Raw genomic sequence first — 23,930 nt, 5'->3', positions numbered from 1 at the left:
GAGAAAAAATGAGTAACAACAAGCATCCCCTGCGCGTGGGCGTTGGCGGCCCGGTTGGCTCCGGCAAAACGGCGCTGCTGGAAGCGTTATGCAAAGCCATGCGCAGCAGCTATCAACTGGCGGTGGTGACCAACGATATCTATACCAAAGAAGATCAGCGCATTCTCACCGAGGCTGGCGCACTGGAGCCAGACAGGATCGTCGGCGTGGAAACCGGCGGTTGCCCGCACACCGCTATCCGTGAAGATGCGTCGATGAATCTGGCCGCCGTAGAGGCGCTGAGCGAGAAATTCGGCAATCTGGATCTGATTTTTGTGGAAAGCGGCGGCGATAACCTGAGCGCCACCTTCAGCCCGGAATTAGCGGATCTGACGATCTATGTGATCGACGTTGCCGAAGGTGAGAAGATCCCGCGTAAGGGTGGCCCGGGGATCACCAAATCTGATTTTCTGGTGATCAATAAAACCGATCTGGCCCCTTACGTGGGCGCCTCGCTGGAGGTGATGGAGCGCGATACCCTACGCATGCGCGGCGAGCGTCCGTGGACGTTTAGTAATTTAAAATCCGGAGAAGGTCTGGAAAAAATTATCGCGTTTCTGGAAGAGAAAGGGATGCTGCGGGAGTAGAGTATTGCCCGGTGGCGCTACGCTTACCGGGCCTACAATATTATGTGCTTATGCCGCCGGTAATTCCGCCAGCGGCCAGCGAGGACGCACGGTCACGCCAAGATCCGCCGTTGCACCCGCTTTAAAACGCACCATGCCCGCGTAGGCGATCATCGCCCCGTTATCGGTGCAAAATTCCGGACGCGCGTAAAACACTTCGCCACGACGCTTTTGCATCATCTCGGCCAGTTTTGCGCGCAGCGTACGGTTAGCGCTCACGCCCCCCGCCATCACCAGACGTTTAAAACCGGTTTGATCCAGCGCGCGTTTACACTTGATCATCAGCGTATCAACCACAGCATCTTCAAACGCACGGGCGATATCTGCACGCGTCTGATCGTCATTTTCGTTATTACGAATGGTATTCGCGGCGAAGGTTTTCAGGCCGGAGAAGCTGAAATCCAGACCCGGACGGTCGGTCATCGGGCGCGGGAAGACAAAGCGTTTTTCAACGCCTTGCGATGCAAGCTTTGACAGCATTGGGCCGCCAGGATAATCCAGCCCCAGCAGCTTGGCCGTTTTATCGAACGCTTCACCAGCGGCATCATCTATCGATTCACCCAGCAATTCATACTGCCCAATACCGGTGACGCTGATCAGCTGCGTGTGACCGCCGGAAACCAGCAGCGCAACGAACGGGAAAGCAGGGGGATTATCTTCCAGCATCGGCGCCAGCAGATGCCCTTCCATATGGTGCACAGGAATTGCCGGTACGCCCCAGGCGAACGCCAGCGAACGTCCTACGGTTGCGCCGACCAGCAGCGCGCCAACCAGACCAGGACCTGCGGTATACGCCACCGCATCAATCTCTTTTGCCGTCAGTCCCGCTTCTTTCAGCGCGGCCTGGATCAGCGGTACGGTTTTACGTACGTGATCGCGCGAGGCCAGTTCTGGCACTACGCCGCCGTAGTCAGCGTGTAATTTCACCTGACTATACAATTGGTTGGCTAAAAGACCTTTTTCATCGTCGTAAATGGCGATGCCGGTTTCATCGCAGGATGTTTCAATACCCAGTACACGCATGACTTGTTTTACCTCGCTCTATTACCGCGCAGTGTAGGACCAATGCGGGTTGATGTAAAACTTTGTTCGCCCCAGGAGTTCCGCTCGTGTATACTCCTTATCCTTATAAAAGTCCCTTTCAAAATCGCGTCGGTGCTTTACAAAGCAGCAGCAATTGCAGTAAAATTCCGCACCATTTTGAAATAAGCTGGCGTTGATGCCAGCGGCAAACCGAATTTATAAAGGTGAGAGTTACATGCCGGTAATTAAAGTACGTGAAAACGAGCCGTTCGACGTAGCACTGCGTCGCTTCAAGCGTTCATGCGAAAAAGCAGGTGTTCTGGCGGAAGTTCGTCGTCGTGAGTTCTATGAAAAACCGACTACTGAACGTAAGCGCGCTAAAGCTTCTGCTGTGAAACGTCACGCGAAGAAACTGGCTCGCGAAAACGCACGCCGTACTCGTCTGTACTAATCCATTGAGAGCCAAGGCTCTCAATTCAGACAGAGTTGTAGTTGTAAGGCCGTGCTTCCGGAAGGAATGCGCGGCTTGTTTTCGTTTATATGCGTCATCATTCAAGCTGCCTCTGCGTTGGCTGCAGTCGTTCCCTCCAGTCACGTACTGATGTACGCTCCTGAGGATTCGCTCCCTTGCCGTCTTGAAGCATCTTGAATGATTTTGTGTATATAAGTCATAAAAAAATAAACGGGGCATATGGCTGGACGAATTCCACGCGTATTTATAAATGACCTGCTGGCAAGAACCGACATTGTCGATCTCATCGACGCGCGGGTAAAGCTGAAGAAGCAGGGCAAAAATTATCACGCGTGCTGTCCGTTCCATAACGAAAAAACCCCCTCTTTCACCGTAAACGGTGAGAAACAGTTTTATCACTGCTTTGGGTGTGGCGCACATGGCAACGCCGTCGACTTTCTCATGAACTACGACAAGCTCGAGTTTGTGGAAACCGTCGAAGAACTGGCCGCAATGCACAACCTTGAAGTGCCCTATGAAGCAGGCAGTGGCCCTAGTCAGATAGAGCGCCATCAACGGCAAAGCCTTTATCAATTGATGGACGGCCTGAACACTTTTTATCAACAGTCTTTGATGCAACCCGCCGCTACCCCCGCGCGCCAGTACCTGGAAAAGCGAGGATTAAGTAGCGACGTTATCACCCGTTTTGCTATTGGTTTTGCGCCCCCCGGCTGGGACAACGTCCTGAAACGGTTTGGCGGCAATGCTGAGAATCGTAAATCGCTGGTCGATGCGGGAATGTTGGTCACCAACGATCAGGGACGCAGTTACGATCGCTTCCGCGAACGGGTGATGTTCCCCATCCGCGACAAACGTGGTCGAGTCATTGGTTTTGGTGGACGCGTGCTGGGCGATGCCCTGCCGAAGTATCTCAACTCCCCGGAAACCGATATTTTCCATAAAGGTCGCCAGCTGTATGGCCTTTATGAAGCCCAGCAGGATAACGCCGATCCGCAGCGCCTGTTAGTGGTAGAAGGCTATATGGATGTGGTGGCGCTGGCGCAATACGGCATTAACTACGCTGTGGCATCCCTTGGGACGTCAACCACCGCCGATCACATCCAGTTGTTGTTCCGCGCAACGAACAACGTAATTTGCTGTTACGACGGTGACCGTGCCGGACGCGACGCAGCATGGCGCGCGCTGGAAACCGCACTGCCCTATATGACAGACGGACGCCAGCTACGCTTTATGTTTTTACCTGACGGCGAAGACCCCGATACGCTGGTGCGTAAAGAAGGGAAAGAGGCCTTTGAAGCCCGGATGGAGCAGGCGCTGCCGCTCTCCGCGTTTTTATTTAACAGCCTGTTGCCGCAGGTGGATTTGAGTACCCCGGACGGACGCGCACAGCTCAGCACGCTGGCACTACCGCTGATTACTCAGGTACCAGGCGAAACGTTACGCATTTATCTGCGACAGGAGTTGGGAAACAAGCTCGGCATTCTGGATGACAGCCAGCTTGAACGTTTAATGCCAAAACTGGCAGAAAATGGGGCTTCCCGCCCTGTTCCACAGCTAAAACGTACGACCATGCGTATACTTATAGGGTTGCTGGTACAGAACCCGGGTCTCGCCCCGCTGGTTCCGCCGTTAGGCGCACTGGATAGCAATAAACTGCCTGGACTTGGCTTATTCAGAGAACTGGTCAACACTTGTCTGGCTCAGCCAGGTCTGACCACCGGACAACTTTTAGAACACTATCGTGGCACAAATGATGCTGCGACCCTTGAAAAACTGTCGATGTGGGACGATATAGCAGATAAAGATATCGCAGAAAAAACCTTCACCGACTCACTCAACCATATGTTTGATTCGATGCTTGAGCTGCGCCAGGAAGAGTTGATAGCTCGTGAGCGCACACACGGTTTAAGCAGCGAAGAACGCCGGGAACTCTGGACGCTGAACCAGGAACTGGCCAAGAAATAACAGAAAGACAAAAGTATTTAACGGCTTAACTGCCGAATATCGCTCGGGAAGCCCCCGACAGCCGCACGGAGAGGCAGCGGCAAAATATAAGTATGCCCTCGTTTTGCCGTTGGCGGTTTTACCGCCCAACACCAATCAAACGAATTAAGTGTGGATACCGTCTTATGGAGCAAAACCCGCAGTCACAGCTGAAGCTACTTGTCCAACGTGGTAAGGAGCAAGGCTATCTGACCTATGCCGAGGTCAATGACCATCTGCCGGAAGATATCGTCGATTCAGATCAAATCGAAGACATCATCCAAATGATCAATGACATGGGTATTCAGGTGATGGAAGAAGCACCTGATGCCGATGATCTGCTGCTTGCTGAAACCTCCAACAGCACCGATGAAGACGCGGAAGAAGCGGCTGCCCAGGTTCTGTCCAGCGTTGAGTCCGAAATCGGTCGTACAACTGACCCGGTCCGCATGTACATGCGTGAAATGGGTACCGTTGAACTGTTAACCCGTGAAGGCGAAATCGACATCGCTAAACGCATCGAAGACGGGATTAACCAGGTTCAATGCTCCGTTGCCGAATACCCGGAAGCCATCACCTACCTGCTTGAGCAATACGATCGTGTAGAAGCTGAAGAAGCGCGTCTTTCCGATCTGATCACCGGCTTTGTCGATCCGAACGCGGAAGAAGACATGGCGCCAACGGCGACACACGTCGGTTCTGAGCTCTCTCAGGAAGAAATGGATGACGATGCAGACGAAGATGAAGAAGATGACGACGACAGCAGCGATGACGACAACAGCATCGACCCTGAATTAGCGCGTGAAAAATTCGGTGAACTGCGTACTCAGTACGAAATCACTCGCGACACCATCAAAGCGAAAGGCCGCAGCCATGCTGCCGCGCAGGAAGAAATTCAGAAGCTGTCTGAAGTGTTCAAACAGTTCCGCCTGGTGCCGAAGCAGTTCGACTACCTGGTAAACAGCATGCGCGTCATGATGGACCGCGTGCGTACTCAGGAACGTCTGATCATGAAGCTCTGCGTTGAGCAGTGCAAAATGCCGAAGAAAAACTTCATCACCCTGTTCACTGGCAACGAAACCAGCGAAACCTGGTTCAACGCGGCAATCGCGATGAACAAACCGTGGTCTGAAAAACTGCACGACGTGGCAGATGATGTTCACCGCGGACTGCAGAAACTGCAGCAGATTGAAGAAGAAACCGGCCTGACCATCGAGCAGGTTAAAGACATCAACCGTCGCATGTCCATCGGTGAAGCGAAAGCCCGCCGTGCGAAAAAAGAGATGGTTGAAGCGAACTTACGTCTGGTTATCTCTATCGCCAAGAAATACACCAACCGTGGTCTGCAGTTCCTGGATTTGATTCAGGAAGGTAACATCGGTCTGATGAAAGCGGTTGATAAGTTTGAATACCGTCGTGGTTACAAGTTCTCTACCTATGCAACCTGGTGGATCCGTCAGGCGATCACCCGCTCGATCGCGGATCAGGCACGTACCATCCGTATCCCGGTACATATGATTGAGACCATCAACAAGCTCAACCGTATCTCCCGTCAGATGCTGCAAGAGATGGGCCGCGAGCCGACGCCGGAAGAGCTGGCTGAACGCATGCTGATGCCGGAAGACAAGATCCGTAAAGTGCTGAAGATCGCTAAAGAGCCTATCTCCATGGAAACGCCGATCGGTGACGATGAAGATTCGCATCTGGGTGATTTCATCGAGGATACCACCCTCGAGCTGCCGCTGGATTCTGCTACCACCGAGAGCCTGCGTGCCGCAACGCACGACGTTCTGGCTGGCCTGACCGCCCGTGAAGCAAAAGTTCTGCGTATGCGTTTCGGTATCGATATGAATACCGACCACACGCTGGAAGAAGTCGGTAAACAGTTCGACGTTACCCGCGAACGTATCCGTCAGATCGAAGCGAAAGCGCTGCGTAAACTGCGCCACCCGAGCCGCTCTGAAGTGCTGCGTAGCTTCCTCGACGATTAATCTCGCCGCATAAGCATAAACGCCACCGCAAGGTGGCGTTTTTCTTTATAGTCCCCGCCAGGCCAGGGCGTCATTCACTTCCTGATACGCCTCCACCAGTTTATCCAGCGTAATCCGGCTTAACCCGCTGGGATTCGGCAAAACCCATATTTTCGTCGCGCCAATAGTCAGCGTTTGTTTTCCCCACTGCGCCCCACGCTGGCTGAGGCCCTGCTCAAATGCCTGCTTCCCAAGGATTGCGAGTGCAGCAGGCTGATACTCTTCTATTTTCTCAATGAGCTTACGACCGCCGTTGCGCATCTCTTGTAGCTTCACTTCATTGGCTTGCACCGTCGGTCTGTCGACAAATTTAGTCACGCCACAACGGAAGTCCAGCAGGTGTTGTGCCTCTTCGGGTTTGAGCTGGCGATCGGTAAATCCCGCCTGATGGATGACCTTCCAGAAGCGATTAGCGGGATGTGCAAAGGGGAATCCTGTACCTGCGGAAGACAACCCCGGATTGATGCCGCAAAACACCACCCGCAGCCCCGGCGCCAGTATGTCCTTAACCATAATTACTCCCATCAATACATCAGAGGAACAAGTATAACGGACTGAAAATACATTGTTTATAAAAACAGCATCCGTACGCTTATGTCTGGATTGCAACGCGGAGTTACTTTATAATCCACCGCCACGGCCCCTTAGCTCAGTGGTTAGAGCAGGCGACTCATAATCGCTTGGTCGCTGGTTCAAGTCCAGCAGGGGCCACCAAATTTTAGCTTTAAAATCATATAATTAGGCCACTCTTACGAGTGGCTTTTTTGTTACCTCGTTTTCGAGTGGCGATAGAATGGCGGTAGATTTTTTACCGCCACTTTGCTGAGGGCATAAAAAAACCCGCACGCAGCGGGCATTTAGCGAAAATTTATCAGAGCCACAATGGCCGCTGACCACCGACAGTCGGGTGCGGCGGTGCCGGGTCAATAGCTCCCGGAGTAACAATAAAGCGCTCTATCGTTTCCATTGTCATAAACGTGCAACTGCAATTGATGTTCTGGCACTGGTGGTAGCGCTCTTTCGTATTTTCGGTTAGATAGCGGCTTGTTCGCGCATGTGCGGCATGATGGCACTTCGGACAATGAAACATAACCCACCCCTTATTCTCAATTAGTGAAACAATGATAATCATCAATTCACTTTTTGTGAATAAATTTTATTCATCATCCGATTCCGCGCTGTACTCCACATCAGAGAGTTTAACCTCAAGCTCTAAGCCCGTCGTGAAGCCGCTATTGTTCAGATTGTGAATCACCTTACTGATTAACCAAGATTGCTCGTCTATGACGCGCTTAAAGCCTGATACGCGCACCGGTACCTCAGGGAATAAATCAGCCCTACCAAGCGCCAGCGTAATTGAAAACTCCGCAACGCCTCGCTGCAGCTTATCCCATTTAGCCTGAGCGGCGCGCATCGCCTGCGCCTTTGATGCGTAGACCGTCGTCAGCGCCAGCACGTTATCAGCCTCACCGGCCATATACTCACCCTCACGCGCTTCCGGCTCTTTTTTGGCCTTTGCCTTTTTGCTGACCGGCTTTGCTTTCGGATGCTCCAGTGCGCGCAGGTGCTTCTCTTTTGGCTTACGTTTCAGCGTCACTTTTTGCTTTTGCGGCTTCGGGTCTTTGGTGTGCAACCATTTTGCTGTTACGCCGGTGTAAGCACCACGGTCAGCAATGGCAAACTGATGACGGTCGCCATCGCTGCGGGTCAGGGTCATTTGCGGGACGGGCTTGCCACTGGCCGTCATCGCACTACCGGCTTTCAGAAACAGGAGCTTACCCGCTTTCACTGACACCGCCGCCCCATTGCGGTCAGCCAGCCGGGTCAGAAATACGGCGTCGGACTCCTGCGACTGGTCGATGTGCGGCACCGGTATTTTTTTCAGTGAATCCGCGACACTGGCCGTCAGTTTATTGCGCTTTGCAATGGTGCTGACCAGCTCACCGAGGGTGGTGTCGTGCCACGATTCTTCACGCCGTGAATTGAGCGTTCCGCGAAAGTCTGCACTACGCGCCCGGATGGTCAGGGTATCAGGCGCGCCACGATGCTCAATCTCATCGACCGTGAAATCGCCCTTATTCAGAAGCGCGGAACCCTGCCACCCAAGCCACAGCGTCAGCACCGCCCCGCGCAGGGGTAACTCGACTTTACCGTCGGTGTCGTCGAGCTCAATGTCGAGCTGGTCAGCCTCAAAACCCCGGTTGTCGGTCATGGTAAGAGAAATCAGCCGGTCGCTAAAATTGCTGGTAATGTCCTGGCTGTTCAGCGTCAGCATAAATGCTGGCGCAAGGCTGGTACCGGCGTCAATGGTCATGCCCGTAATCATGCGGTCATCCCTCCGAGCGCACCCTGCAGCTTATCAGTCAGATTACCGGCAGAGCCGAGAAGCTCGCTGGCCTGCTTATTCAGGTCGCCAAACATTGCCGTCAGTGATTCGTCAACTCGTTTCAGAGAAAGGGTGAAATCAATCTTTCTGGCCGCTCCGTCGCTGAAAAACTCGGCATGCGTGGTCGACACCTTATCGACGATATACATCCCGAAGATATTACCGGTTCCCTCAATAAGCGGCCACGCTCTGCCCTCGTCGGCCATCAGCTCAACAGCAAGCAGGGATATACGACCGCCGGTAATAGCAGGGTAAAGCGTACCGGCAAGCTGGATCGAGTTTTCCCCCTCGCCGAGAAACTGATACGCAGGCGGTTTACCTACCCGGTCATTAGACGCCCAGCGATAATCTTTCGAGTGTTGCATCGACTGATAAGGCAGGGTGCGGCGTTCAAACACAAACATTCCAAGCGCAAGCATCATCGTTTATTCCTCTCAGTCATGGCTCATACTGGCACGCTGACGCGCACGCTTTTCGCGCTCAATCTGTTCGAGCGTGTCGCGTAGCTGTCTGTCAAGCTGATGCCCCGGCGCAACACCTCCCGGCAGAGTGATGTTGTATTCGCTTTTGCTCTGGTCAATGTAAGAGCGCCCCGCCGGTGCGGTAACTGGCTGATAAGCCTGATAGCCGCCATATGTGCTGGTTGCCGGGATGTAGGAATTACCCTGCGTGGCGGCGTTGGTTTTGGCGGCAGTCTGGTCGAGGCTGTCCGATTCTTTGTTGATGATGCCGAGTTTTTCGAGAAGCCAGTCGACACCGCTGCGCAGCTTGTTAAAAACATTGAGCGGAGCCATCAAGGCAGAGGCCAGTGCCTGACCAAAAATAACGCCGACATTTTTGCAGCTATCAAGCGTCTCCTGCGTGGCCTTGACCGGTGCAATCAGGTCTTTAAACCATTGCCAGACGCCGCGCAGTTTCTCACCGAGTCCGTCAAAAATGGGTGCCAGTGGAGCGAACATTTCCCCGACTGGTGCAAAGGCGCTCATGATGCCCTCAATCACCCCCGAGAAAAACGCGCTGATGGGCTCCCAATATTTGCGGATGAGAAGTGCCCCGGCCACAATCGCCGCACCGACGGCCACAATCGGCCAGGTAATCGCACCGAGCGCTGTCACAATGGCACTACCAGCAACAGTAAAGACCGTACCCAATACGCCAGCAGCGGCGATAATGGCGTTAATCCCCATGACAACCGGCCACGCAACGAGACCAATACCGCCGATGATACCAATCAGAGCAAGTGCGCCACCGGCGATAATGCCGATAGTCGTCGCTAGCCCTTTGTTCTTCTGGATCCAGCCGTCGAGCTTTAACACGTATTGCGTGGCGGTTTGGGTTAGTTTACGCAGCGAGCCCTCTTGCTGGTCAAAAAGGTCGGTACCGACTGCCTCATAAGCCGACTGGAGCTCTTTAAAATCGCCGCCGAGGTTATCCTGCATAACCTTAACCAGTTCCTCGGTTTTACCGTCCGATGCTTTAAACTCGGCAGTGAGCCGGTCAAGTTTGCCGCTTGAGGCTGCTTCCATCAGCACCGCCGCCGCCGAGCTGGCCTCCTCGCCGAAAATGGTTTTCATGTACTCGCCGCGCTGGCTTGTCCCGAGGTTGTTTTTCTCAAAGCTGCGCTGCATTTCTTTCAGGATGGAGAATATCGGGCGCGTGTTCCCCTTGCTGTCTGACGTTTTGACGCCGAGTTCCTTAATGGCATCAAACGCTTTTCCGGTGGGAGCCTGCAGGCGGCTGAGAATTGCGCGGCTACCCGTACCCGCCATTGACCCGGTGATTTTGGCGTCGTGCAGCGCACCGACCATTGCGGCGGTTTGCTCAATGCTCACCCCGGCATTTTTCGCCACTGGCGCGGCATAGGTCAGCGCGTCGCTCAGTCCGTCAAAATCGGCGGCGGTTTTGTTCATCGTCATCGAGAGAACGTCGCCAATGTGAGCAATCTTGTCGTTTGAAAGTTGAAACGCTGATTTCATCCCGGTCAGCAGCGCAGCGTTTTCCTCCATAGAGCGCCTATTTGACAGCGCCATATTCAGCGTGACCGGCGTCGCCGCCTGAATGGCAGCAGCGTCACCGCCGCTTTTCGCAATGATGATTTGCGCGCTCGCTGCGTCATCTGCAGAGGCGGCAGTATTGTCGCCGAGCTGGCGCGCCTGTTTGCGTAGCGCCTCCATTTCTGGCGACTGCTTATCGACCCCGAGCACGGCCTGCAGCTCGGAATTTTTCTGCGCAAAGTCATAACCGGGCATCAGTAATTTCACCCCGGCCATCGTTCCCGCTGTCGCGATACCTACCCCGGCAGCCCCTGCAGCGGCCATGTTACCGGCAAGCTCCTTGCCTGATTTATATCGCTCTTTCACCCGGCCTAATTTCGCCTGCTGCGCACTGACGCTCGCCAGTGCCTCACGCTGGCGGTTAAGCTGCGCCGTCGTTTCGCTGATGGAGGTTTTGAGCCGACGCTCATCGGCAGAAAGGGTGCGGGTATTAATACCGGCCTGCATCAGTTCGGAGCGCTGGCGCTGTACAGACGTTCTCAGGCTGTTGTATTTCGTCTGCAGCTCAGAGGCGGCACGCTTTGCCGCTTCGAGTGCCTGCGCCTGCGCGCGGGTCGGACTGGTGGAGTTTTTAAACTGCACGGCCAGTTCACCGGCTTCGCGTTTCGCTTTCTCAAGCGCCTGACTGGTCACGGCCAGTTGCGCACTGGCCTTACGAAAGCCGTCGATTTTTGACGCCTGACCATTCAGGTCACGCAGCCCTTTTTGTGTGTCGCGAATATCGCCCGACAGGGTTTTACTCGCGGTCTGGATGGATTTAAGCGGTCGGGTCGCCTGGTCGACCGCTTTCAGCAAAACCTCAAGTCTCAGGTTATTACTCATTGTGGTGTCCGCTACGCTGCAGCGCCTTTTCGCGCCATGTGATGAGCTCGGTCAGGCTCAGGGAATAGAGCTCTGATAGCGGCCAGTGGAATATCACCGCGATATCCGCCATCAGGTCATCGGTCGACAGGTCGGGCGGGAAATCTACTCCGCCGAAGCCGGTGACAAAAAACCAATCACCTTAGCGGCCAGCGACAGCATATCGGGCAGGTTCATTGCGGTAAGCTCCTGCGCCGTAAGCGCGGGGTAGGTCATGCGTGGCAATACCTTAATCAGCGCATCGACTTCGGACTGCGCCACCGCTGCCAGACTGACACCGCGCAGGGTACCGGCGTTCGGCTCAATCAGTGTGACTTTATCAATCGTCTGACCGGCGCGCTTAATCGGCTTGTCGAGGGTCACGACGTTCGGGTTTACGGTGTCAATTTCATTGCCAGCCATATCAACAAATTCAGCGGTTTTACGTGGTGCTTTTGCCATGATGTTTTTCTCTGCTCTGAATGGGGATTAATAACCGGCCAGCAGTGCTGACCGGTCAGGGAATTACAGCCCGATTGCGCGGCGGTGCTGTTCCAGACGGTCGACGCCGTTCACCTTCTCAACCATGTTGACGGTATCGATTTCGATGACGTCGCTACCATCAATCGTGAGGCGGTAATAGGTGCATACGGTCGACAGTTTGGTCGAGGTGTTTTCACCCTGCTTATTCTCGCCGCCGTCGATTTCTTTATGACGGCCACGCATGACCACCTCGACCGCCACGATTTCGCCAGTGTCGTCACGTTGGTAAGAGCCAGCAAAACGCAACGGCACAGCGTCAGCACCCGGCGCGGCGTACTGCGCCCACAGCGCCACATCAGGCAGGCCACCGACAGACCATTCGACGGTGAGCGCATCATCGTCGAGACCAAGGTCAATCGCCGCCGCGCCATTCATGCCGCCGCCGCGATAGTTTTCGAGCTTGCGGGTCAGCTTCGGCAGCGTCACGGATTCAACAACGCCCATGTAGCTAAGGCCGTCATTGAACATGTTCAGATATTTAAGTTTGCGGGGTAGTGCCATGTTGTTTCAGGCTCCTTAGCTGTTGACCGATTCGGCCAGATTCACCAGATATTTATCGGTGATACGCTGGCGCAGGGTCAGGCTTTCCAGTGGTGGAACCGGTGTATAGTCGTAGTCGATATACAGTTTCCCGGCCTTGAGGGTTTCCTTATCGTTCGATTCCTCGTCGAACCAGCATTCACCGTCCACGATGTAGCCGTTTGATTTCAGCTCGCGGAATTTGGCGTTAATGCCGTCGACAATGTCACGGATAAGTGATGCGGTGATGGGCTTATCGACCGCCCACATGTGCGCCTCGGCCATCGTGTCGGCCAGCACCTGCGCGGTGCGGGTGTAGTTCTCAAACAGGAAAAGCGGGTCATCAGAGCAGGTGCGGTTACCCCAAAAGCGGAAGCCATCCTTACGCACCAGTGTCGTGACCCCGGCCTCGTTGAGCAGATCAGCATCGGTGCCGGATGCCTGCAAATCCCAAAACACTGACGCACTGATGCCGGTAACACCCTGCACGCCGACGTTAGACAGGGTTTTGTGCCAGCCGACGGTCTGGTCGATATAGGCACGCAGGCCGAGTGCGCGCGCAGTTGCGTATGCCGGTGCGGTGGCGTTTGTGGTGGTATCCCATGCAAGGAAATCAGGCCAGATGACCATCAGCTCGCGCTGGCTGAAATTCTCGCGATAGGCCATCGCCTCGGAAATGGTTTTACAACCCCATGCGCTGATATAGCCAAAGGCGCGCAGGCTGATACAGACCGAAGCAAGTGCGACTGCGACCTCTTTGGTATCGAGACCCGGCACGCCGAGAATGCGCGGCTTAACGCCGGTGACTGCTTCGGCAGTCAACAGCGCCTTGATGCCGGTATATTTACCGTTCTCATCCGTGCCGCCGATGATATTGGAAATGGTCTGCGCTTCGGCGTCTTCTCCGGTACCTTCGGCAACACGCACGACAACTGTGACAGGTTTTGACTGGTCGGCGATGGCCTGCAGGGACGCGGCCAGCGTGCCTTTTTTACCGGCTTTCGCAATGGCGCTTTGCACATTGGTAATCAGTACCGGCTCGTTGAGGGGAAAGGTTGCCGCATCCGCATCGCTGGCTGTACAGACCATGCCGACGATTGCGGTTGCAACAGTGGAAATGACGCGGGTGCCGTCGTTAATCTCAAGCACCTGCACGCCGTGGTGAAAATCACTCATCCGGTTAACTCCGTGGTTAGTGGGCAAGTGTTATTGTCCTGTCTGGTCTGGTGAGGGGCTATTTGTCGGCGATGGGTAGCGGATGGCACATAAACAAATTAAAAAAAAGACGGGCATCAGCCCGCCCTGCATTACTCTTCCTTTTACGGGTAGCTGACGGGGGCATTATTTTCTATGGCATATTCACGCATAAAATCGGGATAAGAAACAGAAGCCCTTTGCCGTTCAACAATGAATGAGTCGGCCCCCCAGATAACACACTCTCTCAAAAACTGCCCCACATCCGTTGTTACTTCGACAGCATCACCCGGCATATTTTGGTCATGAGTATAAAACCCTAATGTAGATGGACTAAAAAATGTATTTTCCATATTAATACCCTGTAGCTTCATAATGTATGGTTGGCACCTCACCCAATACAGTTGTGGTATATGCAACAGTAAATCGTGTTTTTGACACATCCTGCCCCGAATCAGTATCACGATGTACGGCCAAATATTTTCCTGCCATAGGATTTTGATTCTGGTATGAATACGAGGCCAGCGTAGCAATTGTTGATATCTGTGCATTCGGAAAGGCTTTTGGGAAAATGACTCTATAATAGTGCGTATAATATGTAACACCTCCCAACTCTGACGAATTGAAATTTCCTACAGGCGTCAGCGAAACAACTCCGACCTGCCTAATTATTCCATTTGGCAGGGTATCCCACGAATTTTGCCCGTTTCGTAACACGCCAAACGCTGCCATATCCGGCAATTGCCCTGTTCCGGTACCGACGCCGCGAGTAGATGCCTCCCCCAAACCAAGATTTTGTCTTGCCAACGGAATATTTGGCAGATCAGAAAGATTCCGGTCTCTGGCAAGCCGTGCGCTGGCGTTATCCATAGCGATTTTTACCGCCTTGGATGTCGCGGCGGTTGCTTCGCTATCACTTACCGTACTGCTGTTAAGCTTCACAAATCCCTTTTCAGACGTTGAAGCATCAGGGTGATTGCGGGATTGCTCATGCATTCTTAGTGCGCTGCCAGTGTAAGTTTTGACCTCGATGACCTTCTCGTCGACATACTGGCGCGTTGCCAGCACGACCGACGGGTCAATTTTCAGGGTGATTGCTGACGTGCTCGACACAATCAGAATCATGCGAATGGTCTGCGTGCGGCCGCTTCCCTCCTGCAGTTGAGGTTTGTAGGTTTCCGGGCAGTTCGCCACGGCAATCAGAATGCCGTCGTCGTCGTAGAGACCAATCTCGCGGATCCAGAAACCGCCCTCATTCTCGGGAATAATCTGTTCCGCGATAATCTGGCTGGTATTGGCCGGGTCAACGGTCAGCAGGTTCAGCGGCGCAATGCGTTTCTGGTTAATGAGCTTCGTCTGCGCCAGGTCAGGGGTCGGCAGCACACCATTAGCATCACCGACGGCCATCTGCGTCAGGTTGAGCTTGGTGCCGAGTGCCGCCGCGTTCGCCAGTCGCGCCGCGCCCTGATTGGTCAGAATGGCAAAATATTTTGCGGTCATGCGTTCACTCTCAGGTTATCAATCAAATGGATGGCCGAGGCCGGGTAATATTCACCGCCGACGACAATTTCCTCGGGGGTGTAGGGGTAAACAGTCAGCGCGTCGCCGTGATAGCATCCCGCGCCGACATACAGTTCGCCGGTCGAGCTCAGACTGATAGCCAGCCCGGTCAGGTGGCGACTTGCCGGTTTGGCGTCTTCAATCAGGCGCTCAAGCTCCTGATACATTTCGTCAGTGATGCCACTGTCGAGCACACCGACAACGAGGCGAAATGTGCCGGGCTCCTCGTCGAGCTGCCACCACTCGCGCACCTCAATCAGAAAGCCGAGCGGCTCAACCACCCGACGCAATGCGCTGATGGTGCCTTTGTGCTGATGGACGAAAAACGAAGACGCGCAGACGCTGCGCTTTGTCGCCTCCGGCCACTTCTCATCCCACCGGTCGACCGACAGCGCCCACGCCAGATACGGCAGCAGGTTTACCGGGCAGGTACGCCAGTTCCACAGGGTGCGCAACGGTACCGGCACTCGCTGAATCTCAGAGAGTGCAGCAGCGGCGGCAACTTCCAGCGGCGACGAGCCAACGGGTAACAGCCGGTCACTCATCCGAGCCCCCGATAGTTATCTGGTACTCGGTGCAGTTCGACGCCTGCGACTTACTCAGCACTATGTCGGCCTGCGGTGATGCCAGCTCGACACGCTGCACCCCCTCAACATGCAGCGCCGCATAAATGGCTGACAGACGGATATCACGCCCGAGGCGGTGCTGCGCGCTGATGTAGCTCTGCAGCTTCTGCTCTGATGCCTGCCTGATGGGTTCAGATTCGGGACCGGGGTAAACGTAGAGCGTCGCGTCAATCTGGTACGGCACAATCTCGGCTGACTGGACGGTAACCCGGTCGGCCACCGGGCGCACATCTTCGGCGTTCAGCGCTTTATCAACAATCGCCAGTAGTTCAGGGCTGGCAGTGCCGTCACCCTCGCGCGATAGTACGGTAATCGTCACGCAGGCTGGCGACGGACTTGCGACCGAGACGTCAGCGACCCGCCCGTCGGCGCTGCGACCGTGATACTCATATGCGCCGACCGGACCCGCCACGCTCAATCCCTCAAACGCCTGTTGCGTGCGCAGTCGCAGGTCAGTATCAGATTCCATAACGGCAGGTGTCGGCGGGATGGTGATGTCATCCGCCGGGGTGATGGTCAGGCGTTCGGTATTGTTGTTCCCGGCCACGACGTCGAGGTCGTTACCGGCGGAGTAGGCCAGCGTCACCGCCTGCGCGGCTTCGTTCACCCGCTGACGCCAGATAACTTCACGGTAGGCGTTTTCCTGCAGCAGCTTAACAATCGGCTCTGACTCAAGTGTGAGCGTCCGGGCAATGGCCTCCTGTTGGTCTTCGGGATAGAGCGAAATCAGCGTCGCAATGCGTTCCGCAAGGATAGTTTCATAGTCCAGTTCCTCAACCACATCGGGAACGGGTAACTGACTCAGGTCAACGGTTGCCATAGTGATTTAACTCAGTGAAACAGTGGTTGAAACTGACGCACCGGTATCGGTACGCATCCCGGTAATATCGACATACATTTCGCCAGCGTCGCCGGTCTCAAAGTTGATGGCGGTAAGCCTGATGCGCGGCTCCCACTTCTGGATAGCCGAATAGCACGCCACCATAATTTGCAGCCTGAGCGCCGGATTTTGCGGCATATCAATCAGCGCCGACAGAAGCGAGCCATATTCACGGCGCATCACCCGCGAGCCGACCGGCGTCAGCAGTATGTCGCGCATGCTCTGGCTGATGTGTTCAGTGTCGCTGATGCCGAGGCCGGTATTTCGGTTCATACCCTGATAGCGCGCCGTCATAACGGTGCCCCCGTTTGCCCGCCGCTGTCGCCTGGGTGTTTATGGGTGTGGAGTACCTTGCCATTAGACGACAGTGACCCGCCGGTATGTTCGATATTGCCGCTCATCTTGCCGCCTTTCTGCACCTCAAGCGTCGCCGTCGTTAGCTTATTGGTGCAAATCACCTCCGGGGTGTCGAGGGTGATACTGGTCGAGGCTTTCACCAGTACCAGCGGTACGGTTGCGGTGATGGACTCCGATGCCGTCACGTCGGCTGTTTTGATGCCGCTGACCGTCAGCGCACTGGTCTCTGGCTCGTACTCAATGACCGCCCCATCAGGGAAAGCCACATGCCACGCATCCGCCGAGGCAGACGGGGCGGGGTTATCGTCGGAGAAAATCCCCGGCAGCACGAAAGCGGTATCAAGCTCGCCACCGATTGCCAGCAGCAGAACCTGCTCACCGACCGAGGGAGCCCACCACGTGCGCGAACGACCGGCGCGGGTGGTCAGCCAGTTCAGCCATGTAGTCTGGATCCCGCCGCTTTGTACGCGGCACAGCCCCTGCACGGTATCAACCTCAGTCACCACACCTGAGCGGATGAGGTTGCGAATCGCGCGCGCGAGCTCCTGTATCGTGGATAACGTATTCATAGTGCAAGGATGCCTCTGGTCTGGAGTCGCGCCAATTCGCGCGGCTCCGGTGGTGGTTCACACAATATTTATTTGCCGAGGTGCCTGATAATGACGTCTTCAATCATCTGCTCATCGTCGCGGGTGAAACCGAGCAACGGGCGCGCATCGTACTGCACATCCCGGCTGTTGCGGTTTGGCCGGTCTTTGAGCCCGTACTGATGCACCCGCGCCATGCGCTGCACCTTGCCGGTAAACTCCACCACCGCCGCACTGTCGCTGCCTTTGGCTTTCATAAAGCGGTTGGTGCGCAGTCTGGCGAACATTTCTCGCTTAATGCGGCCTTTCTTGCTCCGCACCGGCTGGCGCTTACGCGCGGCATACGGGGTGCCGTCGGGTGCCTGCTGGCGCTTGATGCGCTGTTGCTGACTGGTACGCAGCTTTTTCGCAATCTCAGCCGCCATTTGCCGACGCGCCACCGGTGACAGGCTGGCAATCAGACCGGCAAGGCGTTCCTGCAGCGCGGTTAACTCACTCATCCCACTTACTCACCAGTTCGCCGTTAACGTACAGCTCGACCGGGCGCGTCACCGGCTCAGGCAGCGGCGGCTCGGGGGCATAGCTGACATGCAGCGCGCCGTCGACCTCTTTGACGAGCGTGCGCTCGGTGAGCCTCAGGCTGATACTGATATCGAGCGAATCGTCGTTATTGATATCAATAATCCAGGTGAATCCTTTTTCCCGCCCGTCGTCGGTGGTCATAATGTCCGGCTGATGTTCACGCAGCCACGCCTGCACCGGCACGAATATCAAATCAAGGTCACCGGTGAAATCGGTCACCACCACGTTAAGCACGTACACCTTTTCAAACGACAGCGAGCTCGCCAGTCGGGAATCGGTATGGCCGTTATCGGCAAACAGGCGCAGCATATCGGGGTTATTTCGGAGCTGCGGCACGGCGTTAATCAGCGCTTTGCGCAGGCTTTTGTGCTTCTGCATCGAGTTCATCCTGACAGTGTTTGACGGTTTTGACCTGTAGCGCGCAGGCGATCAGCGCGCCCTCAAGGCGGCGGATATCTGCGCTCAGGTCACCATTGGTTTTCGGGTCACTTCCCGGCATCGGGCAAAGGCTCACTCTCGGGCATCCGTTGACCACAATCACCGGCGCTGGCGCAGGCGGCGCGGGTGTGCAGCCGACGCACAACATCAGGCAGAGCAGCGTTATACCAGCGGCGAAAGGCTTCATTTTCATTAAGTAACCTCGTTATCGTCTGCTCACGGCGGCTGGCCTCTGCGCTTGCCTTTGCGAGCTGTTCGCGCAGTGCCACCTGCGCGGATTCATTACGTCGGGCGAGCTGACCTGCAACACTGAGCTGATTTTTCAGCATGCCAATCGTCGTCTTTTGTTCGCTCGCGACGCGGTTTGCCGCCTCAAAGGAGCGGGATAAATTGCCGTTCTCATGCCGCAACCACAGCAGCCCGAGCACAGCCAGCACCAGCGCAGAGGCCAGAAACATCACAATGATTCTGGACACAGGCCAGCCCCCTCTATGCGCTGGCGGTAAGTCTCGCGAACGGCTTTAAAGGTCAGCACACAAATCAGGTACATCAGCGCGGTAAGGATCCAGCCAGCACCGAGTAGGCAACCTGCGGTAACAGAGAAACGGATAAGAGACCATGCGTGACCAGCTTTCGTCCCTTTGCGGCAAAAGACGGCGCGGAATACCGTCATCAGCTCAGGATTGACAGGAATACCTTTGCCCGTATTGAGCCGCCAGTGGTCATAAGCGACCACACCGGCGAGGCTTGCCGTAATGCAGACAAAACAGACATAGAGTGCCCACGCGGCAACAAAATTCATTGCGGCACTTTGCGGCGATACCAGCCCCCAAAGCAGAACCAGTGCCAGCAGGGCATCGAACATCAGGGAACGTAAATATTTTTTCATTGGGTTACTCCTTTCATGCAATACGCCAGTTCCCGCGCGCGGCGGTTTTCCAGCCCTTTGTTTTTAGTGCCATTGACGTACACCCAGCGGGTAAGCTGGTCGCATGCCTGCCACCACTGATGACGCTTGATGTAAGAGACCAGCGTCGAGCGACAGGCTGCGCCGGTGCCGACGTTAAAAGAGAAACTGACCAGCGCGTCGTAAACAGGTTGCGGCATGGTGGCCGGCACGCAGACCGCGAGACGGCGCTCGGTATTCAGCACGTCGGCGACCAGATTTACCGCCGCTTCGCGCTCGGTGATATCGCGTTTCGGTACCACCCCGGCAGTGTGGCCGATGCCTGACGTCCACACGCCCGCGCTACACTGGTAAGGTGTCAGGCGACACCCTTCAAGGTCGGCAATCAGCGCCAGACCATCAGGCGAGGTATTCAGCAGACGAAAATCAGGCATCAGTGCCGCCAGCGCCAGCACTGCGGCCACACTGCAACGTTTAACGATTGAGCTCACGGGTCACCCCTTTGTCGATTCCCATTTCGGTCAGGTAACGAAAGGTTTTGCGCCGGTACCAGAAATTCACCGCCGCCGTAAAAATGGCGCACAGACTACCCACATAAAGCGCCAGTTTTTCGGGCGACATTGCCCCGAAATACGCCAGCCCCACGGCCAGCCAGTAGGCGATAAACGTGGTGATTTTTTCCATACTCAGTCCCATAGGTTCAGGGTCTCCGCCGTGGGTGATGTTTCAACGTCGGGCAGGTCAACCGCCGTGCCATGCGGCAGAATGACGCCCAGCTCAGACAGGCCGGGATTAGCCTGCAGCACCGTCTCGACCACGCCCTCAGTGCGCCCGTAATACCGGGCGCAAAGCGCGTCGAGGGTATCGCCCTGCATCGCGTAGACTTTCATCAGAGCTGACCCACGATGCAGCGCGGCTTATCCTGCAGGCGCGAGACCGACCAGCGCATATCCCGCCACAGGTCATCAATGGTGGTTTCGACGCTGTCGGCTTTTTTGTCACCCTTGCCGGTGGCCTCAACCCCGCGATAACGCTCATACAGGGTGGCGGTCGCCATCGCCGTCACGGCGCTGAGGTAGTGGAAAACGCGCACATTCTCGCCGTCGATTTCCTCGGCGTCAGGCACGTCGGCCAGTGTCTTAAACCCGGCAGCAATCTGGCGCAGCCGGTAGTCGTAAAGCTCCGCATTGGTTTCCGCCATGCCGGTCTTGATGGCGTTGCGCAGGCGCGCATCGGAAACCGTCTGCTCAAGGCGCATCAGCTCGCGCACGCGCTTCGGATCCACATCAGGAAAAAAGAACGTATTTTTAATCACTGCGTCGCCCGTCTCCGGTGCGGGAATCACCACGCCCGGTACGTCCTGCGGTTCGTCGGGCTGATTCAGTATTACTGTCGTCATGACAACCTCATTAGGTTGGGCGGTGGACGCTGGTCGCCGTCAGGGTCAAAACCCGCTTTGACCGGCGTGCCGCCCGGCTCGGGGAGCGTTCAGTTAACCGGCGGTTTTTACCGCCTTTGGTGGACGCCCGCGCTTTGCCGCCGGTTTGGTGGCAGGTTTGCGCGTGCGCGGTTTAGTCGTTTTACGGGGTGCTGCCTCTGGCTTTGGCTTCAATGCGCGCTCCAGTCGCTCAATCTCTTTGCGCACACCGGCATTGCGGTCGAGCTGCATCGCGCGCTGAAACTGCACCAGCGCGTCGGCGTTCTTACCGGCATCGCGCAGGGTCAGGCCAGTTACCTTATGCAGACGGGCGCGCACCATATCGGGAACGTCAGCGCCGTCGGTCAGGCTGAGAGTGGTCAGCAGTAATTCGAGTTCGACAGGCTCACCGGCATCGCGCAGGCGCAGTGCGGCAAGCGCCACTTCCTCAACGAGCATGTAAGGCGTGGTGCGACGATGGTCTGAGGTGAGGCCGTATTTCAGCGCGTAGGGCGCAATTTCCAGCGCGCCAGCAATATCACCGGCATCAAGACGCCACAGCATGACGGTCATGACAATGTCATCCTGCGCACCACGGCCATCAGCCAGCACACCGGCGACCCACGGCGCATAGAACGGCAGCAGCTCGCGCTTTTTCTCGGCCTTACGCTCATTTGAACGGATGTTTTTTAACGTGCGGCGGTCTTCGGCCAGCTTTACCAGCATCTGCTCATAGGCGTTTGCATGGCGCAGCGGGGCTTGTTCCCGCTGCGCGGCTTGAGAGGCCGAGACCCGCATCATGTGACGCTGTGCGGGGCTCGTCATGGTTTAGGCTCCGCTTTCCGGTGCTGCAGGTGCGGTGAAATCGCCCAGGGTGATGTTTTCCAGCAGACACCCGGCGGCATACGCTTCGATGACGTAATCGATGTTCATCGACTCGTAGTTTTCCACGCGGTCTTTTTTCGGGTTCTCATCAATGCTGCGGCGGTGGCTCTCATCCATGAAGTAGATAGAGAGGTTTTCCAGCGTTGTCACGAACACCGCATTCGCCGGGAAGTACGGCACGCGCACGGCTGGCAGGTTGCCGATGCGCTTCTGGCTGATGATGATATCCGCCGCGAGCGACTCGGTGTTTTCCTGCTGCTTGTTCACCAGCGGGAAATATTTGTCGGCCAGCAGCTTACGGCCAACGATGGCAACGAGTTTCGGGTCATCCTGATAAATCTCGTCAATCAGGGTGTTAGTACCGTCCATCACCAGCGCGTCGATGTTCTCATAGTCGCCATTCTTACCGACACGAATCACCGCCGAAACGACCTTGCCGTCAGCGTCGGTGATGTTGCTCATCACACGCGCAGGGGCTTCGTTGCGGTACTTCTGCAGCCAGCCGACGGCCACATCCTGCAGCATCGGGTTTTTGCTGCGGTCTGAGGTATCAGCGCGGGTGGTACCGTTGAACCCGGCCATGATGAAATCCAGTGCCTGACGCTGGACAATGGCGTCGCGGATGCGGCGCTGGAAGTCCTGAAAACGCGCCCACAGGTCGAGGCGTTTATAGGTCAGGTGGAAGTCAAAGTTAATCTGATTGCACTCGTACTTGTTGGACTCAAGCGCGGTGAAATCTGCGGTCTGGCGCTCTTTGTCGCCCGAGGTGTCGGTCGTGCTGGCGATGGTTCCGGTCACACCGACGCCGATTTTCTCACCCTTCATTTCTGCGACCGGCAGAATGTTAATCGTCTGCAGAAACGCAGATGACGCCTGCACGGTGTTCATCAGTGTTTGCGTAACGGACGGCTCGACGGTGAATTTCTTGCTGACGTCATCAACGCTGATGCCGTTCAGTTTGGCGAGCTGGGTCAGATAGGCATTGAACTTAAAACGGGTTTCCTGACGCATAGTATTTCCTGTTTGAATTAATCGGTTAGTCACAGCATCGGGCGGGGTTGCCGCCCGGTTTCGGTCTGCGGTTTATCAGCAGTCGGTCAGCAGCTCGTCGCCACCGCTGCCGCTGGCTTTCGTGCGTCGCGGCTGGCTGAAACTTTCGGTTTTGTCGAGGGTGGTTTTCAGGGCGGAAAATGCCTGGCTGGTTTCTTCAACCTTGCCGGTCAGTTCCTGTTTGAAAGTGGCAAACGCGGTTTCCATAGCGGAAAGGCGCTCGTCCTGTTTTGTCAGGTTGGTCTGCACATGTTCGCTGACGGTGGTCACCGCTTCATGCACATCATTCAGGCGCGCATCGTCGCTGACCTGCTTACGGCTGAAAATGGCTTTCACCTTATCGGCCAGACTGTTGAGCACCGTGTCGGGAACGTCTTCAAATTCCAGCTCGGCCAGCGTGGCAGCGGAAAAGACGTTTTCAGGGTTGGCCTTAAAGCGCTGTAGCGGGTTGTGCTTCGCGTTGCGGCAAAATTCGAGGTATTCAGTGCCGAGGCTCGCCGGGTCATCGGTGACCGCAAGGCCGACGAGGTAGCATTTGCCGGTATTGGCAAAATTCGGCTGAATTTCCATTGAGGTGTAGACCTTCTGCGCGGCTTTATTCATCGCGATAAGGTCATCGGTCGGGGTGATTTTAGCGAACAACGCCCATTTGCCGTTAAGCGCAGAATCGTCGTCAATCTTCTCGGCTTTCAGTTCGACCACATCGCCATAACGCTTGAATACGCCATCGGGCAACAGGCCGCGCAGGTGTTCAAGGTTGATACGGCAACCGTAGACGCGCGGGTCGTAGGTTTCGGCCATTTCCTGAATATCGCTGGCGCTGATAATGCGCCCGTCGCAGGTATCACCCTCGACGCCGATGCGAAAGAACTTTGAGACTTTTTTTGCCATTGTCAGGAGTCCTGAGGTTGGGGTTACTGGTCATCGCCAGT

At 55.7% G+C, this 23,930-nt stretch carries 32 protein-coding genes and 1 tRNA gene; 5 read left to right on the top strand and 28 right to left on the bottom strand.

The genetic code is table 11. The features are described 5' to 3' along the window. The first annotated feature begins 8 nt into the window (after positions 1 to 8). Complete coding sequence (ureG, locus tag HV302_RS03850) at positions 9 to 626, top strand: urease accessory protein UreG (RefSeq protein WP_016157503.1); 618 nt, start codon at positions 9 to 11, stop codon at positions 624 to 626. A gap of 48 nt (positions 627 to 674) precedes the next feature. Here the strand turns inward: ureG and tsaD are convergent, their stop codons facing one another. Continuing rightward, on the bottom strand, positions 675 to 1,688 hold the full coding sequence (gene tsaD / locus HV302_RS03845; RefSeq protein ID WP_003024694.1) for a tRNA (adenosine(37)-N6)-threonylcarbamoyltransferase complex transferase subunit TsaD: 1,014 nt from the start codon (positions 1,686 to 1,688) through the stop codon (positions 675 to 677). Positions 1,689 to 1,923: 235 nt separating this feature from the next. Between tsaD and rpsU the strand changes: the two genes are divergently transcribed. From rpsU to rpoD, 3 genes are all read left to right on the top strand, one after another. Next, positions 1,924 to 2,139, top strand: a complete 216-nt coding sequence (gene rpsU, locus HV302_RS03840; RefSeq protein ID WP_001144069.1) for a 30S ribosomal protein S21 — start codon at positions 1,924 to 1,926, stop codon at positions 2,137 to 2,139. A gap of 240 nt (positions 2,140 to 2,379) precedes the next feature. Further along, on the top strand, positions 2,380 to 4,125 hold the full coding sequence (dnaG, locus tag HV302_RS03835; RefSeq protein WP_003828467.1) for a DNA primase: 1,746 nt from the start codon (positions 2,380 to 2,382) through the stop codon (positions 4,123 to 4,125). Between the two features lie 164 nt (positions 4,126 to 4,289). Continuing rightward, positions 4,290 to 6,134: an RNA polymerase sigma factor RpoD gene (gene rpoD, locus HV302_RS03830; RefSeq protein WP_016154549.1), complete on the top strand. Its 1,845-nt coding sequence runs from the start codon at positions 4,290 to 4,292 to the stop codon at positions 6,132 to 6,134. A 45-nt stretch (positions 6,135 to 6,179) separates the two neighbouring features. Here the strand turns inward: rpoD and mug are convergent, their stop codons facing one another. Continuing rightward, positions 6,180 to 6,686, bottom strand: coding sequence for a G/U mismatch-specific DNA glycosylase (gene mug / locus HV302_RS03825; protein ID WP_181626934.1), 507 nt, complete (start codon positions 6,684 to 6,686; stop codon positions 6,180 to 6,182). Positions 6,687 to 6,811: 125 nt separating this feature from the next. Here mug and HV302_RS03820 point away from each other — a divergent pair. Continuing rightward, positions 6,812 to 6,887: transfer RNA gene (locus HV302_RS03820), tRNA-Ile, on the top strand. A gap of 157 nt (positions 6,888 to 7,044) precedes the next feature. On the opposite strand, the gene HV302_RS03815 is transcribed toward HV302_RS03820, so the two are convergent. The 26 genes from HV302_RS03815 to HV302_RS03690 form a co-directional block, all read right to left on the bottom strand. Further along, positions 7,045 to 7,263, bottom strand: a complete 219-nt coding sequence (locus HV302_RS03815) for a DNA-binding transcriptional regulator (RefSeq protein WP_023135249.1) — start codon at positions 7,261 to 7,263, stop codon at positions 7,045 to 7,047. A 66-nt stretch (positions 7,264 to 7,329) separates the two neighbouring features. Further along, complete coding sequence (locus tag HV302_RS03810) at positions 7,330 to 8,499, bottom strand: phage late control D family protein (protein WP_181626933.1); 1,170 nt, start codon at positions 8,497 to 8,499, stop codon at positions 7,330 to 7,332. Next, positions 8,496 to 8,981 carry a phage tail protein gene (locus tag HV302_RS03805; protein ID WP_181626932.1) on the bottom strand — a complete coding sequence of 162 codons (486 nt, stop codon included), beginning with the start codon at positions 8,979 to 8,981 and terminating at the stop codon, positions 8,496 to 8,498. The genes HV302_RS03810 and HV302_RS03805 overlap by 4 nt, the downstream gene beginning before the upstream one ends. Before the next feature lie 12 nt (positions 8,982 to 8,993). Next, complete coding sequence (locus HV302_RS03800) at positions 8,994 to 11,435, bottom strand: phage tail tape measure protein (protein ID WP_181626931.1); 2,442 nt, start codon at positions 11,433 to 11,435, stop codon at positions 8,994 to 8,996. After that, positions 11,428 to 11,565, bottom strand: a complete 138-nt coding sequence (locus HV302_RS03795) for a GpE family phage tail protein (protein WP_306174506.1) — start codon at positions 11,563 to 11,565, stop codon at positions 11,428 to 11,430. Before HV302_RS03795 ends, HV302_RS03800 begins: the two co-directional genes overlap by 8 nt. 14 nt (positions 11,566 to 11,579) lie before the next feature. Continuing rightward, entirely contained in the window at positions 11,580 to 11,915 is a 336-nt protein-coding gene (locus HV302_RS03790; protein ID WP_001029728.1) for a phage tail assembly protein, read from the bottom strand. Between the two features lie 63 nt (positions 11,916 to 11,978). Further along, positions 11,979 to 12,497, bottom strand: a complete 519-nt coding sequence (locus HV302_RS03785; protein WP_001207675.1) for a phage major tail tube protein — start codon at positions 12,495 to 12,497, stop codon at positions 11,979 to 11,981. Positions 12,498 to 12,512: 15 nt separating this feature from the next. Continuing rightward, on the bottom strand, positions 12,513 to 13,691 hold the full coding sequence (locus HV302_RS03780; protein WP_001279035.1) for a phage tail sheath protein: 1,179 nt from the start codon (positions 13,689 to 13,691) through the stop codon (positions 12,513 to 12,515). 143 nt (positions 13,692 to 13,834) lie between these two features. Then, positions 13,835 to 14,062 (bottom strand): hypothetical protein, encoded by a 228-nt coding sequence (locus HV302_RS03775; protein WP_181626706.1) that lies wholly within the window; start codon positions 14,060 to 14,062, stop codon positions 13,835 to 13,837. A gap of 1 nt (position 14,063) precedes the next feature. Continuing rightward, positions 14,064 to 15,209 carry a phage tail protein gene (locus tag HV302_RS28150; RefSeq protein WP_326928741.1) on the bottom strand — a complete coding sequence of 382 codons (1,146 nt, stop codon included), beginning with the start codon at positions 15,207 to 15,209 and terminating at the stop codon, positions 14,064 to 14,066. After that, on the bottom strand, positions 15,206 to 15,814 hold the full coding sequence (locus tag HV302_RS03765; protein ID WP_047027873.1) for a phage tail protein I: 609 nt from the start codon (positions 15,812 to 15,814) through the stop codon (positions 15,206 to 15,208). Before HV302_RS03765 ends, HV302_RS28150 begins: the two co-directional genes overlap by 4 nt. Next, positions 15,807 to 16,715, bottom strand: coding sequence for a baseplate assembly protein (locus HV302_RS03760; protein ID WP_181626707.1), 909 nt, complete (start codon positions 16,713 to 16,715; stop codon positions 15,807 to 15,809). Before HV302_RS03760 ends, HV302_RS03765 begins: the two co-directional genes overlap by 8 nt. Before the next feature lie 6 nt (positions 16,716 to 16,721). Then, the gene (locus tag HV302_RS03755; RefSeq protein ID WP_089620308.1) at positions 16,722 to 17,069 is read right to left on the bottom strand and encodes a GPW/gp25 family protein; all 348 of its coding nucleotides are present in this window, start codon (positions 17,067 to 17,069) and stop codon (positions 16,722 to 16,724) included. Further along, on the bottom strand, positions 17,066 to 17,701 hold the full coding sequence (locus tag HV302_RS03750) for a phage baseplate assembly protein V (RefSeq protein WP_181626708.1): 636 nt from the start codon (positions 17,699 to 17,701) through the stop codon (positions 17,066 to 17,068). Before HV302_RS03750 ends, HV302_RS03755 begins: the two co-directional genes overlap by 4 nt. Positions 17,702 to 17,769: 68 nt before the next feature. Beyond that, positions 17,770 to 18,219, bottom strand: a complete 450-nt coding sequence (locus tag HV302_RS03745; RefSeq protein WP_040229148.1) for a phage virion morphogenesis protein — start codon at positions 18,217 to 18,219, stop codon at positions 17,770 to 17,772. Further along, positions 18,212 to 18,679, bottom strand: coding sequence for a phage tail protein (locus tag HV302_RS03740; protein WP_001437785.1), 468 nt, complete (start codon positions 18,677 to 18,679; stop codon positions 18,212 to 18,214). The genes HV302_RS03745 and HV302_RS03740 overlap by 8 nt, the downstream gene beginning before the upstream one ends. Next, the gene (gene lysC / locus HV302_RS28000) at positions 18,642 to 18,887 is read right to left on the bottom strand and encodes an Rz1-like lysis system protein LysC (protein WP_306668818.1); all 246 of its coding nucleotides are present in this window, start codon (positions 18,885 to 18,887) and stop codon (positions 18,642 to 18,644) included. Before lysC ends, HV302_RS03740 begins: the two co-directional genes overlap by 38 nt. Beyond that, positions 18,787 to 19,197: an Rz-like lysis system protein LysB gene (lysB, locus tag HV302_RS28145; RefSeq protein ID WP_040229153.1), complete on the bottom strand. Its 411-nt coding sequence runs from the start codon at positions 19,195 to 19,197 to the stop codon at positions 18,787 to 18,789. The genes lysC and lysB overlap by 101 nt, the downstream gene beginning before the upstream one ends. Then, positions 19,197 to 19,628, bottom strand: a complete 432-nt coding sequence (locus HV302_RS03725; RefSeq protein ID WP_040229155.1) for a DNZ54_00345 family protein — start codon at positions 19,626 to 19,628, stop codon at positions 19,197 to 19,199. Before HV302_RS03725 ends, lysB begins: the two co-directional genes overlap by 1 nt. Further along, positions 19,625 to 20,137: a lysozyme gene (locus HV302_RS03720; RefSeq protein WP_040229157.1), complete on the bottom strand. Its 513-nt coding sequence runs from the start codon at positions 20,135 to 20,137 to the stop codon at positions 19,625 to 19,627. Before HV302_RS03720 ends, HV302_RS03725 begins: the two co-directional genes overlap by 4 nt. Continuing rightward, positions 20,121 to 20,342, bottom strand: coding sequence for an HP1 family phage holin (locus tag HV302_RS03715; RefSeq protein WP_001437784.1), 222 nt, complete (start codon positions 20,340 to 20,342; stop codon positions 20,121 to 20,123). Before HV302_RS03715 ends, HV302_RS03720 begins: the two co-directional genes overlap by 17 nt. After that, complete coding sequence (locus tag HV302_RS03710; protein ID WP_040229159.1) at positions 20,333 to 20,536, bottom strand: tail protein X; 204 nt, start codon at positions 20,534 to 20,536, stop codon at positions 20,333 to 20,335. Before HV302_RS03710 ends, HV302_RS03715 begins: the two co-directional genes overlap by 10 nt. Further along, positions 20,536 to 21,045, bottom strand: a complete 510-nt coding sequence (locus tag HV302_RS03705) for a head completion/stabilization protein (protein WP_000214252.1) — start codon at positions 21,043 to 21,045, stop codon at positions 20,536 to 20,538. Before HV302_RS03705 ends, HV302_RS03710 begins: the two co-directional genes overlap by 1 nt. A gap of 93 nt (positions 21,046 to 21,138) precedes the next feature. Further along, positions 21,139 to 21,888: a phage terminase small subunit gene (locus tag HV302_RS03700; RefSeq protein WP_181626930.1), complete on the bottom strand. Its 750-nt coding sequence runs from the start codon at positions 21,886 to 21,888 to the stop codon at positions 21,139 to 21,141. Positions 21,889 to 21,891: 3 nt separating this feature from the next. Continuing rightward, positions 21,892 to 22,959, bottom strand: a complete 1,068-nt coding sequence (locus HV302_RS03695) for a phage major capsid protein, P2 family (protein WP_181626929.1) — start codon at positions 22,957 to 22,959, stop codon at positions 21,892 to 21,894. 75 nt (positions 22,960 to 23,034) lie between these two features. Further along, complete coding sequence (locus HV302_RS03690; protein ID WP_181626928.1) at positions 23,035 to 23,889, bottom strand: GPO family capsid scaffolding protein; 855 nt, start codon at positions 23,887 to 23,889, stop codon at positions 23,035 to 23,037. Positions 23,890 to 23,930 lie beyond the last annotated feature (41 nt).

The organism is Citrobacter sp. RHBSTW-00859 (genome assembly GCF_013729795.1).
GTDB classification, from domain to species: Bacteria; Pseudomonadota; Gammaproteobacteria; order Enterobacterales; family Enterobacteriaceae; genus Citrobacter; species Citrobacter braakii.
This window is presented reverse-complemented; position numbering and strand designations above follow the sequence as displayed.

What these genes read in the sequence shown, in the direction of transcription:
- HV302_RS03700 (WP_181626930.1), bottom strand. Translation starts at nt 21,888, where the DNA reads ATGACGAGCCCCGCACAGCGTCACATGATGCGGGTCTCGGCCTCTCAA.
- HV302_RS03815 (WP_023135249.1), bottom strand. Translation starts at nt 7,263, where the DNA reads ATGTTTCATTGTCCGAAGTGCCATCATGCCGCACATGCGCGAACAAGC.
- HV302_RS03710 (WP_040229159.1), bottom strand. Translation starts at nt 20,536, where the DNA reads ATGAAAGTCTACGCGATGCAGGGCGATACCCTCGACGCGCTTTGCGCC.
- HV302_RS03790 (WP_001029728.1), bottom strand. Translation starts at nt 11,915, where the DNA reads ATGGCAAAAGCACCACGTAAAACCGCTGAATTTGTTGATATGGCTGGC.
- HV302_RS03810 (WP_181626933.1), bottom strand. Translation starts at nt 8,499, where the DNA reads ATGATTACGGGCATGACCATTGACGCCGGTACCAGCCTTGCGCCAGCA.
- HV302_RS28150 (WP_326928741.1), bottom strand. Translation starts at nt 15,209, where the DNA reads ATGACCGCAAAATATTTTGCCATTCTGACCAATCAGGGCGCGGCGCGA.
- HV302_RS03740 (WP_001437785.1), bottom strand. Translation starts at nt 18,679, where the DNA reads ATGCAGAAGCACAAAAGCCTGCGCAAAGCGCTGATTAACGCCGTGCCG.
- HV302_RS03755 (WP_089620308.1), bottom strand. Translation starts at nt 17,069, where the DNA reads ATGACGGCGCGCTATCAGGGTATGAACCGAAATACCGGCCTCGGCATC.
- lysC (WP_306668818.1), bottom strand. Translation starts at nt 18,887, where the DNA reads ATGTTGTGCGTCGGCTGCACACCCGCGCCGCCTGCGCCAGCGCCGGTG.
- rpsU (WP_001144069.1), top strand. Translation starts at nt 1,924, where the DNA reads ATGCCGGTAATTAAAGTACGTGAAAACGAGCCGTTCGACGTAGCACTG.
- tsaD (WP_003024694.1), bottom strand. Translation starts at nt 1,688, where the DNA reads ATGCGTGTACTGGGTATTGAAACATCCTGCGATGAAACCGGCATCGCC.
- rpoD (WP_016154549.1), top strand. Translation starts at nt 4,290, where the DNA reads ATGGAGCAAAACCCGCAGTCACAGCTGAAGCTACTTGTCCAACGTGGT.
- dnaG (WP_003828467.1), top strand. Translation starts at nt 2,380, where the DNA reads ATGGCTGGACGAATTCCACGCGTATTTATAAATGACCTGCTGGCAAGA.
- lysB (WP_040229153.1), bottom strand. Translation starts at nt 19,197, where the DNA reads ATGTTTCTGGCCTCTGCGCTGGTGCTGGCTGTGCTCGGGCTGCTGTGG.
- HV302_RS03690 (WP_181626928.1), bottom strand. Translation starts at nt 23,889, where the DNA reads ATGGCAAAAAAAGTCTCAAAGTTCTTTCGCATCGGCGTCGAGGGTGAT.
- ureG (WP_016157503.1), top strand. Translation starts at nt 9, where the DNA reads ATGAGTAACAACAAGCATCCCCTGCGCGTGGGCGTTGGCGGCCCGGTT.
- HV302_RS03785 (WP_001207675.1), bottom strand. Translation starts at nt 12,497, where the DNA reads ATGGCACTACCCCGCAAACTTAAATATCTGAACATGTTCAATGACGGC.
- HV302_RS03780 (WP_001279035.1), bottom strand. Translation starts at nt 13,691, where the DNA reads ATGAGTGATTTTCACCACGGCGTGCAGGTGCTTGAGATTAACGACGGC.
- HV302_RS03805 (WP_181626932.1), bottom strand. Translation starts at nt 8,981, where the DNA reads ATGATGCTTGCGCTTGGAATGTTTGTGTTTGAACGCCGCACCCTGCCT.
- HV302_RS03745 (WP_040229148.1), bottom strand. Translation starts at nt 18,219, where the DNA reads ATGAGTGAGTTAACCGCGCTGCAGGAACGCCTTGCCGGTCTGATTGCC.
- HV302_RS03705 (WP_000214252.1), bottom strand. Translation starts at nt 21,045, where the DNA reads ATGACGACAGTAATACTGAATCAGCCCGACGAACCGCAGGACGTACCG.
- mug (WP_181626934.1), bottom strand. Translation starts at nt 6,686, where the DNA reads ATGGTTAAGGACATACTGGCGCCGGGGCTGCGGGTGGTGTTTTGCGGC.
- HV302_RS03775 (WP_181626706.1), bottom strand. Translation starts at nt 14,062, where the DNA reads ATGGAAAATACATTTTTTAGTCCATCTACATTAGGGTTTTATACTCAT.
- HV302_RS03725 (WP_040229155.1), bottom strand. Translation starts at nt 19,628, where the DNA reads ATGAAAAAATATTTACGTTCCCTGATGTTCGATGCCCTGCTGGCACTG.
- HV302_RS03800 (WP_181626931.1), bottom strand. Translation starts at nt 11,435, where the DNA reads ATGAGTAATAACCTGAGACTTGAGGTTTTGCTGAAAGCGGTCGACCAG.
- HV302_RS03760 (WP_181626707.1), bottom strand. Translation starts at nt 16,715, where the DNA reads ATGGCAACCGTTGACCTGAGTCAGTTACCCGTTCCCGATGTGGTTGAG.
- HV302_RS03715 (WP_001437784.1), bottom strand. Translation starts at nt 20,342, where the DNA reads ATGGGACTGAGTATGGAAAAAATCACCACGTTTATCGCCTACTGGCTG.
- HV302_RS03750 (WP_181626708.1), bottom strand. Translation starts at nt 17,701, where the DNA reads ATGAATACGTTATCCACGATACAGGAGCTCGCGCGCGCGATTCGCAAC.
- HV302_RS03765 (WP_047027873.1), bottom strand. Translation starts at nt 15,814, where the DNA reads ATGAGTGACCGGCTGTTACCCGTTGGCTCGTCGCCGCTGGAAGTTGCC.
- HV302_RS03695 (WP_181626929.1), bottom strand. Translation starts at nt 22,959, where the DNA reads ATGCGTCAGGAAACCCGTTTTAAGTTCAATGCCTATCTGACCCAGCTC.